General features: G+C 38.2%; 13 protein-coding genes. 1 reads left to right on the top strand and 12 read right to left on the bottom strand.

Annotated elements, in window-relative coordinates:
* The first annotated feature begins 133 nt into the window (after positions 1-133).
* Positions 134-1,174 carry a ribosome small subunit-dependent GTPase A gene (gene rsgA, locus HCB38_RS05550; RefSeq protein ID WP_185318670.1) on the top strand — a complete coding sequence of 347 codons (1,041 nt, stop codon included), beginning with the start codon at positions 134-136 and terminating at the stop codon, positions 1,172-1,174.
* A gap of 41 nt (positions 1,175-1,215) precedes the next feature.
* On the opposite strand, the gene pnp is transcribed toward rsgA, so the two are convergent.
* The 12 genes from pnp to HCB38_RS05490 form a co-directional block, all read right to left on the bottom strand.
* Positions 1,216-3,387 carry a polyribonucleotide nucleotidyltransferase gene (gene pnp, locus HCB38_RS05545; RefSeq protein WP_003771683.1) on the bottom strand — a complete coding sequence of 724 codons (2,172 nt, stop codon included), beginning with the start codon at positions 3,385-3,387 and terminating at the stop codon, positions 1,216-1,218.
* Between the two features lie 247 nt (positions 3,388-3,634).
* Positions 3,635-3,904, bottom strand: coding sequence for a 30S ribosomal protein S15 (gene rpsO / locus HCB38_RS05540; protein WP_003719603.1), 270 nt, complete (start codon positions 3,902-3,904; stop codon positions 3,635-3,637).
* 136 nt (positions 3,905-4,040) lie between these two features.
* Entirely contained in the window at positions 4,041-4,985 is a 945-nt protein-coding gene (locus HCB38_RS05535) for a bifunctional riboflavin kinase/FAD synthetase (protein ID WP_185637795.1), read from the bottom strand.
* 70 nt (positions 4,986-5,055) lie between these two features.
* Complete coding sequence (gene truB / locus HCB38_RS05530) at positions 5,056-5,970, bottom strand: tRNA pseudouridine(55) synthase TruB (protein ID WP_185637793.1); 915 nt, start codon at positions 5,968-5,970, stop codon at positions 5,056-5,058.
* 95 nt (positions 5,971-6,065) lie between these two features.
* A complete protein-coding gene (rbfA, locus tag HCB38_RS05525) occupies positions 6,066-6,410 on the bottom strand; it encodes a 30S ribosome-binding factor RbfA (RefSeq protein ID WP_003719600.1) in 345 nt (114 codons plus the stop codon).
* 15 nt (positions 6,411-6,425) lie between these two features.
* Positions 6,426-6,704, bottom strand: coding sequence for a DUF503 domain-containing protein (locus tag HCB38_RS05520; protein WP_185318666.1), 279 nt, complete (start codon positions 6,702-6,704; stop codon positions 6,426-6,428).
* Entirely contained in the window at positions 6,701-9,040 is a 2,340-nt protein-coding gene (gene infB, locus HCB38_RS05515; protein WP_185619487.1) for a translation initiation factor IF-2, read from the bottom strand. The genes HCB38_RS05520 and infB overlap by 4 nt, the downstream gene beginning before the upstream one ends.
* 22 nt (positions 9,041-9,062) lie before the next feature.
* Complete coding sequence (locus HCB38_RS05510; protein WP_003729918.1) at positions 9,063-9,362, bottom strand: YlxQ family RNA-binding protein; 300 nt, start codon at positions 9,360-9,362, stop codon at positions 9,063-9,065.
* Positions 9,355-9,639, bottom strand: coding sequence for an RNase P modulator RnpM (gene rnpM / locus HCB38_RS05505; RefSeq protein ID WP_185619489.1), 285 nt, complete (start codon positions 9,637-9,639; stop codon positions 9,355-9,357). Before rnpM ends, HCB38_RS05510 begins: the two co-directional genes overlap by 8 nt.
* Positions 9,640-9,653: 14 nt before the next feature.
* Positions 9,654-10,772: a transcription termination factor NusA gene (nusA, locus tag HCB38_RS05500; protein WP_185318663.1), complete on the bottom strand. Its 1,119-nt coding sequence runs from the start codon at positions 10,770-10,772 to the stop codon at positions 9,654-9,656.
* Between the two features lie 29 nt (positions 10,773-10,801).
* Entirely contained in the window at positions 10,802-11,269 is a 468-nt protein-coding gene (rimP, locus tag HCB38_RS05495) for a ribosome maturation factor RimP (RefSeq protein WP_185318662.1), read from the bottom strand.
* A 181-nt stretch (positions 11,270-11,450) separates the two neighbouring features.
* Positions 11,451-15,785, bottom strand: coding sequence for a PolC-type DNA polymerase III (locus HCB38_RS05490; RefSeq protein ID WP_185318661.1), 4,335 nt, complete (start codon positions 15,783-15,785; stop codon positions 11,451-11,453).
* Positions 15,786-15,836: the final 51 nt, after the last annotated feature.

Here is a 15,836-nt window from a genome sequence, read left to right as displayed (position 1 = left end):
TTTCCTTTTTTATGTTATTATTTAAGAAAGAAAGGATGATGAGATATGGAAAATGTAACAATGAAAAACCTCATAAATAATACGGGGGTATTTTACAAATAGAATGCTCCCTTTTTGCAAAGGAGCGAAACAATTGATACTTGAAAAATATGGTTTTACAAGTTTTTTTGAAGAACAAAAAATTGCTACTACTTCTTCGTATGGAAGAGTTACAGCAATATTCAGAGATTTTTATCGTGTTATAACAGAAAATGGGGAATTTTTAGCCACTCTTAAACGAGGGAATTTTTATGAATTGTCCTCTTCTAACCTGCCTGCTGTCGGTGATTTTGTGGAAGTAAGCAGTCAGAAACAAATTTTGTCTGTATTACAGAGGAAAACAATTTTTTCTCGAATGAATAAAGAATCAGAGGAACAATTAATTGCCGCAAACTTTGATTATGCGCTTATTGTAATGAGTTTGAACCATGATTTTAATTTAAATAGGCTAGAACGTTATTTAACGGTTGCTTGGGATAGTGGTGCTACACCAATTATCATTCTAACAAAAGCAGATTTAGTTGATGACCTCACTCCCTTCACACAAGAGCTCGAAACAGTCGCTTATGGCGTTCCCACTTATTATGTAGATAATTTATCACACCGCGGTTTTGAAGCTTTAGAGACTGATTTAAAGCCGAATAGTACCCTTGTTTTACTTGGATCATCGGGGGTTGGTAAATCTTCCTTTATTAATAGTCTTGCAGGAGCGGATTTGATGAAAACTTCAGGGATTCGCGAGGATGATAGTAAAGGAAAACATACAACGACTCACCGAGAAATGCATTTGCTTGCTAATGGTTGGATTATTATTGATACTCCTGGCATGCGTGAATTTGGGATTGGATTGAACCAAACAGGTCTAGAAACTACTTTTTCTGATGTAGAAGAACTAGGTGAAGGTTGCCGTTTTCATGATTGTTCCCATACAAATGAGCCAGGTTGCGCGGTTCAAGAAGCATTAGCAGATGGAACGCTTTCAGTACAACACTATGAAAATTGGCTGAAATTACAACGTGAAATGGCTTATCATGCTCGAAAAAACAGCCCCGCTTTAGCCAGGCAAGAACGAGATCGCCGGAAAACGATTCAAAAATCACTTCGAACACATTTAAAAACACGACCTAAAAGATAACACAAAAAAGCAAGTAGTTTTTAACTACTTGCTTTTTTGTATTATTTAGATTCTGGTTTTTTTGTTTTAGGATAGAATTTTTTCTCTGCTTGTGGTTTTTTGTCGCCTTCTGGTTGTTCTTTTTTCTCTAGCAATGCTTTACGTGATAAGTTAACGCGGCCTTGGTGGTCTACTTCAATAACTTTAACCGTTACTTCATCACCAAGCTTTAAGATGTCTTCCACTTTACCAACACGTTCATGTGCTAATTCAGAAATATGAACTAAACCATCTGTCCCTTTGAATAATTCAACAAATGCGCCAAATTTTTCAATACGACGAACTTTACCAGTGTAAACTTCTCCAACTTCTACTTCACGAACGATGTCTTCGATGATAGCAATTGCTTTACGGTTCATTGCTTGATCTTGTGAAGCGATGTAAACTGTACCATCTTGTTCGATATCAATTTTTACGCCTGTTTCTTCAATGATTGCATTGATTTGTTTTCCACCAGGTCCAATAACATCTTTAATTTTTTCTGGTTTAATATTAAGCGTAATAATTTTTGGAGCATACGCAGAAAGTTCTTCACGGGGTTCGCTAATTGTACTTGTTAAGTGTTCTAGAATATGCAAGCGCCCTTCTTTTGCTTGTGTTAATGCTTCGTCTAAAATTTGACGACTTAAGCCATCAATTTTGATATCCATTTGAAGTGCTGTAATACCATCTTTCGTTCCAGCAACTTTAAAGTCCATATCACCAAAGTGATCTTCCATACCTTGAATATCAGAAAGAATCGTATAGTCATCACCAAGTTTTACAAGGCCCATTGCGATACCAGCAACTGGCGCTTTAATTGGAACACCAGCATCAAGCATTGCAAGTGTAGAACCACAAATACTTGCTTGAGAACTAGAACCGTTTGATTCAAGAACTTCTGATACTAGACGGATTGTGTACGGGAATTCCTCTTCGGAAGGAATAACATATTGTAATGCGCGTTCACCTAGCGCACCATGACCGATTTCACGACGCCCCGGCGCACGACGAGGGCCAGTTTCCCCAACACTAAATTGCGGGAAATTATAATGGTGCATGAATCGTTTATATTCTTCTGTGCCTAAACCGTCAATGATTTGGTGTTCACGAAGCGGCGCTAATGTACATACGCTTAGAGCTTGTGTTTGGCCACGAGTGAATAAACCTGAACCATGGACACGTGGAAGCATGCCAACTTCAGAAGAAAGTGGACGGATTTCATTTACTTTACGGCCATCTGGACGGATTTTATCTTGAGAAATCAAACGACGCATTTCGTCTTTTTCAATCATTTCAAGAATATGAGCTACTTCACCAAGAATTTCTGCTTCATTTTCTAATTCTTTTGCTTTATAGCTTTCTAAAATTTCTTCTTTTACTTCTTCAATTGCAGCTTCACGCGCTTTTTTCTCTTCTGTTTTGATAGCTGCTTTCATTTTGCCTTCACTTGCTGCTTTTACTTCGGCTTCAAGTTCAGGATCGCTTACGAAAAGTTCGATTTCGCGTTTTTCTTTACCAACAGCGGCGATAATTTGTTGTTGGAATTCACAAAGACGTTTAATTTCTTCATGACCAAACATAATTGCTTCAAGCATTGCTTCTTCTGAAACTTCTTTTGCTCCAGCTTCTACCATGTTGATTGCATCATAAGTTCCTGCAACGGTTAAGCTAATATCACTTTTTTCTGCTTGTTCGATAGTTGGGTTGATAACGTATTTTCCATCGATACGACCCACATCCACACCAGCGATTGGCCCTTCAAATGGAATATCGGAAATAACTAATGCAACAGAAGAGCCAAGCATTGCTGCCATTTCTGGAGAACAATCTTGATCCACACTGAAAACAGTAGATGTAATTTGAACTTCATTACGGAAACCTTCTGCAAATAATGGACGAATTGGACGGTCAATTAGACGCGCTGTTAATGTTGCACGGTCACTTGGACGTCCTTCACGTTTTAAGAATCCACCGGGAACCTTACCAACGGAATACATTTTTTCTTCATAGTTAACTGTTAATGGGAAAAAGTCGCCAGGACGTGGCTTTTTCGAACCAACTGCAGCTGTTAAAACGACCGTATCGCCGTAACGAATTAAGGCTGCTCCACTTGCTTGTTTTGCTAATTGACCTACTTCGACAGATAATGTCTTACCCGCCCATTCTGTTGAAAATACTTGTTTTTCAGACATATTTTAATCTCCTTTGATTAGGAAAAACACGAACCAGAAACTTTACCATGCATAAGAATGTTCACGCACACTTTAGATTTTCTAAAGCACACATGAATCCAAAAACCTGCTAAAAATAGCGATTTTTGAAGCACGTTTTTGGATTCATGCGATAAAGTTTCATTTCTTCGGCGTGTTTTCCAAAATTTAGTATAGTTAATACTCAAAAAAAAGCGGGAACTTTTGGTATCCCGCTTTCGTCTGGTTTTTATCGACGTAAACCTAAACGTTTGATAAGTTCGCGGTAACGTTGAACATCTTTTTTACGTAGGTAAGTTAATAGGTTACGACGGTGACCTACCATTTTCATTAATCCACGGTAAGAGTGATGGTCTTTTTTGTGTACGCGAACGTGTTCATTTAAGCTATTGATTTCAGCAGTTAATACAGCGATTTGTACTTCTGGTGAACCAGTATCTGTATCATGGACACGGTACTCTGCAATAATTTCATTTTTGCGTTCTTGAGTTAAAGCCATTTCTTTCCACCTCCTTCTAAAATATCCCCAATTACTGAGCCAAGCGTCGGTGAGTCGCAAAAGCCAAGTAATGGTTCTGTTCGTACAGATTTAAAGATACACTATTTAGCCTCCAAAAGCAAGCAGAAATAGTCTTTTAATCCTCTAAATTAGCAAAAAATGCTCTTGTATCTTGTTCGTCTTTTTCTAGCTGAGCAATTAGACCTTCTACTCCGTTGAATTTAAGCTCTGGACGGAAAAATTGATACCATTCAATTTCTGCTTCTTCGCCGTATATTTCACGGTGGAAATCTAAAATATAAACCTCAATAGATAACGCTTGGTCATCTTTAAAAGTAATGTTATAACCAATGCTCGCCATACCTAAGTGAGTTTCTCCGTTCACACGGAATTTCACTGCATAAACACCAAGCTTTGGAATCAAGTAATCTTCTTTTACACGGATATTCGCTGTTGGAAAACCAATTGTTCTACCGCGTTTGTCCCCGTGGATTACAGTTCCTTTCGTTGTATAAGGATAGCCTAGTAATTGATTCGCTTCTTCTAGTTCCCCTTCTAAGATGGCACGTCTAATGTTTGTCGAACTTATTTTATCACTTGCAGCAGTTTGTTTATCGATAATAGTAACTTCAAAGCGACCATTAGCATATTTAGCCAAATCGGTCATTTTACCCTCACCTTTTTTACCATAAGAATAGTCGAACCCTGCTACCACATGTTCTACATGCAAAGCGACTAAATAATTATTTACAAAAGATTGCGGAGATAGTTCGGAAAATTGTGTTGTAAAGCGAACTACATACATAATATCTACGCCAAGTTCAGCCATTTTTTCTGCTTTATCTTCAAGCGGTGTGAGATATTTTACTTGTTTGCGAATATTGCTTAAAACGACAGATGGATGCGGATCAAAAGTTAACACTGCGGTTTGAAGTCCTTTTTGTCCAGCAATCTTTTTTGCTTGTTTAATGACTGCTTGATGTCCCAAATGAACGCCATCGAAAAAGCCAAGCGCCATTACTTTTTTTACGTCAGTCCACTCATCTGTTGTAATCGGATGATGTAAGTATATCGTCTTCATTTTTTGCCACTTCTCCTCTAAATTTGAATTCCTTTAATATCATAATATAAGCAAGTTGCGGTCGCAATAACTATGCTTGATGTAACTCAATGACTTTTTCTGGTTTAAAGAAATCTTTTTTCTCTGGATGCGGTTTGTATATTGCTGTTAATTTATCTTTAAAAATAAGTGCGACACGAGGTTCATTTTCGACTGTTTGGAATAAAGATTTTGGTAATAATCCGCCGTTTAAAACTTTCGCGTGTATTTCTTCATTTATTTCTAATTTTGCCATTGATTCAATGCCTTTTTCAAGCGGATATAAAAAATCAGTATCATTTGCTTGCATCTTTTCATCAATTTCCGCCAAGGTTAGACAATCTTCTTTTTTGAAAAAGCCGCTACGGGTCCGTTCTAGTTTGGACATATGGGCTGGATAACCTAGTAATTCGCCAATCATGACTGCAAGCGTGCGGATATAGGTTCCTTTTCCGCATGCAATTTCTAATTGAAACGTTGGATTAGTTTGATTTAGCGGACTGACGCCATCTAAACGGATTAATGAATAAATATCCACTTGTCTGGATGGTCTTTCAACCTCTATTCCAGCTCTTGCATATTCATACAACTTCTTGCCGTTAACCTTTACGGCTGAATACATTGGTGGAATTTGTGTGATATTGCCGGTTAGCTTTGTAAGGGTCGCTTGAAGTTCTTCTGCTGAAATTTCGGCTAAGTCTTTCGTTGCAATAGTTTCGCCAGTGGAATCTTCTGTTGTAGTCGATTTGCCTAGTGTTATTTCTGCTACATAGACTTTGCCTTCATCAGTTACATATTCAGCCAATTTTGTCGCACGTCCAATACAAATTGGTAGCACGCCTTCTACTTCTGGATCAAGTGTACCTGTATGACCAACTTTTTTTGTATGTAAAATTTTTCTTAATTTAAAAACGCAATCATGACTTGTCATCCCGCGTTCTTTCCATAGTGGGATAATTCCGTTCATCAAGCTCCTCCTTCTAAGAAAAAAAGTTTAAGGCAATTCCCACTTACATCCCGTTTGACTGAGAAGATAAAGGGACTGCCTTAAACTTTTATTTATTATTGATCGTTATTTAAGTCGCGAAGTAATTCATCGATTCGATTTCCGTAAGCGATGGAATTATCTATTTCAAAAGACATTTCTGGAACTTTACGAAGTCGAATACGGCGACCGATTTCAGAGCGGATAAAGCCATGCGCTTTCGCAAGTGCGAGTAACGTATTCTCTTTTTCCTTATCGGTACCAAGAATGGAAATGAACACCTTAGCTTCTTGTAAATCACCAGTAACATCTACTCCTGTTACAGTAACAAAGCCTAAGCGAGGATCTTTGATTTTACGATTTAAAATATCGCCCAATTCTTTTTTCATTTGCTCACTGACACGATTTGCTCGTACGTTCAAGTGTATTCACCTCTTTTATAACTTCTCCATAACTGTCTCAGCTCGCTCCCACTCAGGAAAAGAATCAAGAAAAGCAAGTACTTCTCTGGCTTCTTTTTCCGCTTGGATATGCGAGGAGGATACAACAGCAAAGCTAATTTCAGCTCGCTGCCATAAATCCTGATAATCTGTTTCAGCAATGGAGATATTGAATTTTTGTTTTGTTCTCGTTAAAATTCGTTGCAGTATAGCGCGTTTTTCTTTAAGGTTTTGTGGTTCCTGCATGAAAAATTCACTAATAACTGATTGAATCATTTTCTTTCAATTTCTTCCATAACGTATGCTTCAATTACATCATCTTCTTTAATATCGTTAAAGTTTTGAACTGTAATACCACATTCGTAACCTTTTGCTACTTCTTTCGCATCATCTTTAAAGCGTTTAAGTGTTGCAATTTCGCCTTCAAAAACAACGATTCCGTCACGGATAATACGAACGCCACTATCACGAGTTATTTTACCATCTGTTACGTAACAGCCGGCAATTGTACCCACTTTAGAAACATTGATTGTTTGACGAACTTGGGCTTGACCAATAATTTTTTCTTGGAATTCTGGGTCAAGCATCCCTTTCATTGCTGCTTCAATTTCATCAATTGCTTTATAGATAACACGGTGTAAACGAATATCTACGCTTTCGTTTTCTGCTGCTTCACGAGCTTGCGCTGTTGGACGGACATTAAATCCAATAATAATTGCATTAGAAGCTGCAGCTAAAGTAATATCTGATTCATTAATCGCACCAACGGCAGTATGAATAATTTTAACGTTAACGCCTTCTACGTCAATTTTGCGAAGTGACGCAGCAAGAGCCTCTACAGAACCTTGAACGTCTGCTTTAATAATAACGTTAACTTCTTTCATTTCGCCAGCTTTCATATGTTCAAATAAGTTATCTAAACTTACACGATTTGTTGCGGAGCGTTGTGCTACTAACGCACGACTTGCACGGGTTTCACCGATGTTTCTTGCTGTTTTTTCATCTTCAAAAACAACAAAGCGATCGCCAGCTTGTGGCACATCATTTAATCCAGTGATTTCAACTGGTGTGCTAGGTCCAACTTTTTTCACGCGGCGGCCTAGGTCATTAACCATGGCACGAACACGACCAAAAGTATTCCCTACAACGATTGGATCCCCGATATTAAGCGTTCCATCTTGTACTAGTAAAGTCGCAACTGGGCCACGACCTTTATCAAGTTCTGCTTCAATAACGGAACCGATGGCACGACGGTCTGGATTTGCTTTTAATTCTTCTACTTCAGAAACAAGTAAAATCATATCTAACAAGTTTTCAAGACCTTCACCAAATTTAGCTGAGATTGGTGCGAAAATAGTATCGCCGCCCCAAGCTTCTGGAACTAATTCATACTCAGTTAATTCTTGCATTACACGGTCTGGGTTTGCTTGTGGTTTATCAATTTTATTAACAGCAACAATAATCGGCATTCCCGCAGCTTTCGCGTGGTTAATCGCTTCAATTGTTTGTGGCATAACACCATCATCAGCTGCAACAACTAAAATCGTAATATCCGTGATTTGCGCACCACGAGCACGCATTGCTGTAAACGCAGCATGTCCTGGAGTATCTAAGAAAGTAATTTTTTTATCGTGAATTTCCAGTTGGTAAGCACCAATATGTTGTGTAATACCACCTGCTTCTCCTAAAGTAACTTTTGTATTACGAAGGGAATCTAGTAAAGTTGTTTTACCATGGTCAACGTGACCCATAATCGTAACAACTGGTGGGCGTTCAACAAGTTTTGACTCGTCAACAGCTTCATTTAGTTCATTTTCAAAGTAAACATCTAAGTCTGTTACATCAACTTTGATTTCTTCTTCTACTTGCACGCCGTAATCATCACAAATTAATTCGATTGCATCTTTATCTAATGATTGGTTAATTGTTGCAACAACACCAAGCATAAATAGTTTTTTGATTAGTTCAGATGGTTCTCTGTATAATTTTTTCGCTAATTCCGCTACTGTTAAAGATTCACTGAAAACGATTTTTTCAGGAAGCTCTTTTGGTTTTGGCGGAGTTGGCGGTACTGTACTGTGGTTTAGTTTACCTTTTTTCTTCGTGTTACGGCCTTTATTGTTGAAATTACCGCCACGATTCGGACGATTGTTACCGCCTGGACGGTTTGAATTGCCGCCTGGACGATTATTATTATTGTTACGTTTCTGTCCACCAGCTTGTTGTTGGTTACCACTTGATTGTGTTTGGTTACTTGTATTTGCTGGTTTATTTGTCGCTGGTTTAGTACCTTGGCTTTTGTTCGCAGTTGCTGGTTTATTAGCTTGTCCTGCTGGTTTATTTGGTTTATTCGACTTTTCATTACTATTTGTCATATTTGGTTTGTTTGGCCCCTTACTATTTCCATTTTCGTTGCTAGTAGCTTCTTTCTTTGGTGCTTCGGCTTTTTTATTTGCGCCATCAATAGCATTATCTAATTGTCTTAATGCATTTTCATTAATAGTGGACATATGATTAGCCACTTCAATACCTAAGCCTTTTAATGCTTCAATGACTTTTTTACTTGATACTTGATGTTCTTTTGCGTATTCATATACACGAACTTTACTCATGTCGTACACCTCCGTATAAGATTCAACCGAGTAATTCTGCTAATTTAATAGCAAATCCTTTATCAAGTATTGCAACTATTGCACGTGTGTCTTTGCCGATTGCACCCCCTATCATTTCCCGGGTACCGGCTTTTTTCACGACAACATTGTAGTATTCACACTTGTTGCGGATTGTTTTCTCGGTTTTTTCTGATATATCTTCTGAAATGAGAACCATTTTTGCTTTCCCATTTCTAACTGCTTTTAGTACTAATTCTTCACCAGTAGTAATTTTACGTGCTCTGTTAGCGAGGCCTAATAAGGAAAGTGCTTTTTTATCCATTCGTAGGTTCCTCGAGAGACTTCATATAAGCAATCAGCTCATCATAAAAAGACTCTTGTTCTGGCATTTTTAGTTGATGAAAAATAGCGTTTTTCTTTTTCGCTTTTTCACACGCTTCTACACTTTTAACAATGTAGAAACCGCGTCCAGGTGCTTTGCCTGTAGGATCTATCGTAAGCGCTCCGTCTTTCGAATACGCAATACGAAGAAGTTCGCCTTTTGGCAAGCGTTCGCCGGTAATAATACATTTTCGAAGGGGGATTTTTTTATTACGCATGATAATTCTCCTTTTTATTCTTCATCTTCAGCAAAAGTTTCGCTTTCTGCTTCTTCTAAAGCAGGCGATTCTACACCATTACGTGGGTAGATACCTAGTTCAGTTGCAACTGTTTCACTTTTAATATCAATCTTCCAACCAGTTAATTTTGCTGCTAAACGGGCATTTTGACCGCGTTTACCAATAGCAAGAGATAACTGATAGTCTGGTACGATGACAGTCGTCGCTTGGTCTGCTTCGTTGACAATAACATCTAACACTTTGGATGGGCTAAGTGCATTAGCTACGAATGTGAAAGGATCTTCTGACCATTCTACAATATCGATTTTTTCGCCTTTAAGTTCATTGACGATTGTTTGAACACGCGCGCCTTTTGGCCCAACACATGCGCCAACTGGATCTACTTCTTCGTTTGCTGTGTAAACAGAGATTTTAGAACGATCCCCAGCTTCACGTGCAACGGATTTGATTTCTACAATACCATCATAGATTTCTGGCACTTCCATCTCAAAAAGACGTTTAAGTAGTCCAGGGTGTGTTCGAGATACAAAGATTTGCGGTCCTTTTGTAGTCTTTTCTACTTTTGTTAAATACACTTTAATGCGGTCATGTGCATGATAAGTTTCGTTTGGCATTTGTTCGTTTTGAGATAAAATGGCTTCGATTTTACCAAGGTTTACATAGATAAAACGAGAATCTTGACGTTCAACAATACCAGTCATAATATCATCTTCGCGGTCGATGAACTCATCGTAAATGATGCCGCGTTCCGCTTCACGAACACGTTGGGTTACAACTTGTTTCGCTGTTTGAGCTGCAATACGCCCAAAATCTTTTGGCGTTACTTCGAGCTCTACTACATCACCAGGTTTGTATACTGGATTTAGTTTATGCGCTTCTTCCATGGAGATTTCAAGACGAGAATCAAATACTTGTTCTACCGCTTCTTTTCTAGCTAAAACACGGATAGAACCATTTTCCATATTTAAATCTACGCGTACGTTTTGTGCATCTTTGAAGTTTCGTTTATAGGCAGAAGTAAGAGCAGCTTCAATTGCTTCTACTAAAACCTCTCTTGAAATACCTTTATCATGTTCTAACACATGAAGAGCATCTAATAATTCTGTGCTCATTTTTTATTCAGCTCCTTATTCTTTGCTTTTTAAAATTGAATTGCAAGTCTTGCTTTAGCTACTTTGTCTTTAGGAATTTCACAAGTGATTTTGCGTGTTTTATCCGTGATAGTAATAACGAGTGTTGCCCCATCATAACTAACAAGTGTTCCTTCCCACATTTTACGACCATCAATTGGTTCATATGAAGTAACGTGAACATATTTACTTACCGCATTTTCAAAATCTTGCTCTTTCTTCAGTGGACGTTCAGCCCCAGGAGAAGACACTTCTAAAAAGTAGTTTTGTGTAATGGGATCAGATTCATCCATTTTTTCGCTAACTTTTTCGCTTACAGCGGCGCATTCATCAATATCTACGCCACCATCTTTGTCAATAAAAATTCGTAAAAACCAATTTGGGCCTTCTTTTTCAAAGACAATATCTACAAGTTCTAGTTGAAGTTCGTCCGTGATTGGCGCAACAATTGCTTCTACTTGTTCTAGTACTTTACTCATTTCAGCCTCCTTAAGAGATACGCTTTTCCAGCTAATTCGTCCCCTATTTCTGCCACGGGTGACTCTTTGACAGATTTGCAAAACGAAAGCGTGGGCATTGGCCCACGCTTGGCTGAGTTATCGTAGTATTTCTTAAATAAGTTTATCACAAATTGTGACTACAAGCAAGTTTTGCTATATTTTAGAATAACGATAACTGATTTTGATCAGGCAATCCTTCCAAGCATCCTTGATCATCCATGTACTGAATAATCGTTTTTGATACTTTGCCGCGCTGTTGTAAGTCTTCTTTGGATAAAAATTCTCCATTTTCGCGTGCAGCAACTATTTGTTTAGCTACGTTAGTACCAAGACTTGGAATTGCATTAAATGGGGGAATAAGAGAGTCTCCGTCAATAATGAACTCATCCGCAGACGATTTATACAAATCGACTTTTTGGAAATGGAAACCGCGAGCTAGCATTTCGTTCGCAATTTCTAAAACCGTTAGTAAATTTTTCTCTTTCGTTGATGCTTCCATTCCTTTATCATTTACTTCTTTCATAGTAGCTTTTACTGCTTCTTTTCCGTTTACCATCGATGTTAAATCAAAGTCATCCGCACGAACAGTGAAATAAGTCGCGTAAAAGAACAATGGATGATGTACTTTGAAATAAGCAATCCGAACTGCCATTAAAACGTAAGCAGCAGCATGGGCTTTCGGGAACATATACTTGATTTTTTTACAAGATTCAATGTACCAAAGCGGCACTTTATTTGCTACCATTGCTTCTTCCATTTCCTCGGTTAAACCTTTCCCTTTACGGACAGATTCCATAATTTTAAAGGCTAACGAACTTTCTAATCCTTGGTAAATTAAAAATACCATAATATCATCACGACAACCAATTACGTCTGGTAGTTCGCATGTTTTATTTTTAATTAATTCCTCCGCATTTCCAAGCCAAACATCGGTACCATGAGAAAGACCAGAGATTTGTACTAATTCAGAAAATGTCGTTGGTTTTGTTTGTTCTAACATTTGTCGTACAAAACGAGTCCCAAATTCGGGAATTCCAAGCGTCCCAGTTTTTGAATCGATATCTGTTGGTTTAACACCAAGCGATTCCGTAGAACCAAACAACTTCATCACATCTGGATCATCTGTTGGAATGGTTTTCGGATCAATTCCGCTTAAATCCTGTAACATCCGAATAGCGGTCGGATCATCGTGCCCAAGTATATCGAGTTTAAGCACGTTATCGTGAATCGAGTGGAAATCAAAATGGGTTGTTTTCCATTCCGAGTCCGTTGCATCTGCTGGGAACTGAACAGGAGTAAAATCATAAACATCCATATAATCAGGAATAACGATAATACCACCTGGGTGCTGCCCAGTAGTTCGTTTAACACCAGTACATCCAGCAACAAGGCGATCCACCTCAGCCCCGCGGATGGTCATATTCATATCACGTTCGTAATTCCGAACATACCCAAATGCAGTTTTTTCAGCAACTGTACCAATAGTACCTGCACGGAAAACGTAATCTTCCCCAAAAATTTCTTTTGTGTAGGCATGCGCTACAGGTTGGTAATCTCCCGAGAAGTTTAAATCTATATCGGGTACTTTATCTCCTTTAAATCCTAAGAATGTTTCGAAAGGAATATCTTGACCTTCTTTTTGATAAGGAGTTCCGCAGTGTGGGCAATCTTTATCAGGTAAATCAAAACCAGAACCAACCGATCCATCATCAAAGAACTCAGAGTCCTTACAATTCGGGCAAAGGTAATGTGGCGGAAGTGGGTTTACCTCCGTAATTTCTGTCATTGTAGCGACAAAAGAAGAACCAACTGATCCCCGGGAACCTACTAAATAACCATCTACGAGTGATTTTTTAACGAGTTTATGGGAAATAAGGTAAATAACCGCAAAACCATGACCAATAATACTTTTCAGCTCTTTTTCTAATCTTGCTTCTACAATTTCTGGCAACTTTTCCCCATATAATTGGTGGGCCATACCGTAACTCATATTACGAACTTCATCTTCAGCACCATCAATTTTTGGTGTGTATAGTTCATCTTTAATCGGTTTTAAATCATCCATCCAGTCTACTACTAAATTGGAATTTGTTATAACGATTTCTTTTGCTTTTTCTTCCCCAAGAAAGGCAAATTCTTTCAACATTTCATCTGTGGAGCGGAAATGAACATCTGGTAGTTCCGCACGATTAAGCGGATTAGCTCCACCCTGAGAATGAATCAAAATTTTACGGTATATTTTATCAACCGGATCTTTATAATGCACATTCCCGGTCGCAACGACAGGCTTCCCAGTTTTTTCACCAACACGGACAATGTTTTTCAATATTTCTTCTAACGCTTTTTCATCACGAACAAGCTCACGTTCTATTAGCGGAGCATATACTGGTTTCGGCTGAACCTCAATAAAGTCGTAAAATTCGGCTACTTTTTCAGCAGCTTGCATTCCTTTTTGCATCATCGCTTCAAATAATTCACCTTGACTACATGCTGTACCGATAATTAATCCTTCCCTCATTTTTTTCAACTGAGAGCGAGGAATTCGCGGTACGCGGTAGAAGTAGTTAATATTCGACATAGTGATTAATTTAAAAAGGTTTTTCAGTCCTACGTCCGTTTGTGCATAAATAGTTGCATGGAAAGGTCTAGCACGTTTGTACGCATCTCCTTCTCCCATATAGTCATTTAAGGAATCATGAAAATCAATATCATGCATTTCTTTTGCATCTTTAATTAATTTCCAGGCTAAATATGCGGTTGCTTCAGCATCAAATACAGCTCGGTGATGTTGCTCAAGAATAATATTAAATTTTTTCGTTAACGTATTTAAGCGATGATTCTTAAAGTGTGGGTATAGAAAACGAGCTAACTCCAGTGTATCGACAACTGCATTCTTTGCTTTTTCAATACCAACTTTTTCATAGGCGGTATTAATAAATCCCATATCAAAAGAAGCATTGTGGGCAACAAGGATGTCATCGCCGCTCCATTCCTTGAATTGTTTTAATACAACATCAATTGGATCAGATCCTTTGACCATATCATCTGTTATACCAGTTAGATTAATTGTCGTTGCAGAGAGTGGATGACCAGGATCAATGAATGCTTCAAATTTATCAATGATTTCGCCGTTTTTCATTTTTACGCCTGCAAGTTCGATAATAGTGTCATAAACAGCTGATAAGCCTGTAGTTTCAACATCAAATACACAATAAGTGGCATCTTGTAAAGCAATATGTTGATCGTTATAAGCAATAGGTACACCGTCATCAATAAGATTTGCTTCAATACCAAAGATAACTTTTAAGCCATATTTTTGACCTGCTCCGTATGCTTCTGGGAAGGATTGTGCAACCGAATGATCCGTGATAGCAATTGCTTTATGACCCCAATCAGCTGCTTGTTTGAACAGTGAATCCACGGACGAAGTAGCATCCATTTGACTCATTGGTGAATGAAGATGAAGTTCTGCACGTTTTTCTTCCGCAGTATCAAGCCGTTTCACTCCTGCAATTTCGTTGATATCTTGAGCCATCATTATTAAATCGCGCACAAAAGTATCATTTTGGACACTACCTCTTACTTTCACCCACATTCCTTTTTTTAAATTTTGGAACATTGCTGCATCTTCATTATCACGCGAAAACATTTTTATAATCATCGAGCTAGTATAATCGGTAATTTTAAATTGCAATAAACTGCGTCCACTTCGGAGTTCGCGAATTTCTGTAGCAAAGATGAGACCTTGAACAGTAATACGACGTTCTTCATCATAGACATCACCAAGACGTTTGATTTCCTCGTCATCCTTGATTTTATACCCAATCTGGAATGGTCCAGTAAGGGGCGCCGCATTTCCACTGCCATTCTGTCCTTCTGCCTGACGTTTTTGCATTACTTGAACCGCTTCGGCAGCTTTTTTCTGATCTTCTTCTTGTTTTGCTTGTGCAAAAGCTTTATATTCATCGGTTTCTGATTGATCCAATATATGCATTTTCATTGCTAGTCGTGGAAAACCTGCTTTTCCGTAGTTTTCGAGAATCTTTGCTTGGAATCGTTGTTGAATCGTCGTTTCTTCCATATCATTATGAACAGCTACTTCAATAAAATGTGGCTCTTTAAATGTAGGTTTTTGCTCCAATAAAAGCTTTCCAATCATTGGCGATTGCTTTTCAATTGGCTCTACAATTAAGTTCCAATAATCTTGAATAAGCGTTTCGTTGATAGTCTGATTTTCTGGAACTATTTGCATTTCTGTTTCTGCAATTTGGCTAAATGTACGTTTCATTCCAATATCCATCATATGAAAGAGTGCGGCTGGGAAAATTTGTGGTACGTGCAAATGAAATTGCCATGTTTTATTTTTCTTATCAGCAACAAGTTTTTCGATTGTAGCATCTTTCGTAAATTCTTGGTAGGCTGTTACATCTTGTAAACCAATTTGTGTCATTAACAGCTGAAATCGTTCTTGTTTTTCTTCCTCTTTTGCAGTCATTCCGAATAACACCCCTTTATCCAAATTTATAAAAGCCAGATGTCCCTCATG

Origin of the sequence: Listeria farberi, from assembly GCF_014229295.1 — a bacterium.
Lineage (GTDB): Bacteria > Bacillota > Bacilli > Lactobacillales > Listeriaceae > Listeria > Listeria farberi.
Note: the sequence above shows the minus strand (reverse complement) of the source record. Positions and strands in the feature narration are given on the sequence as shown.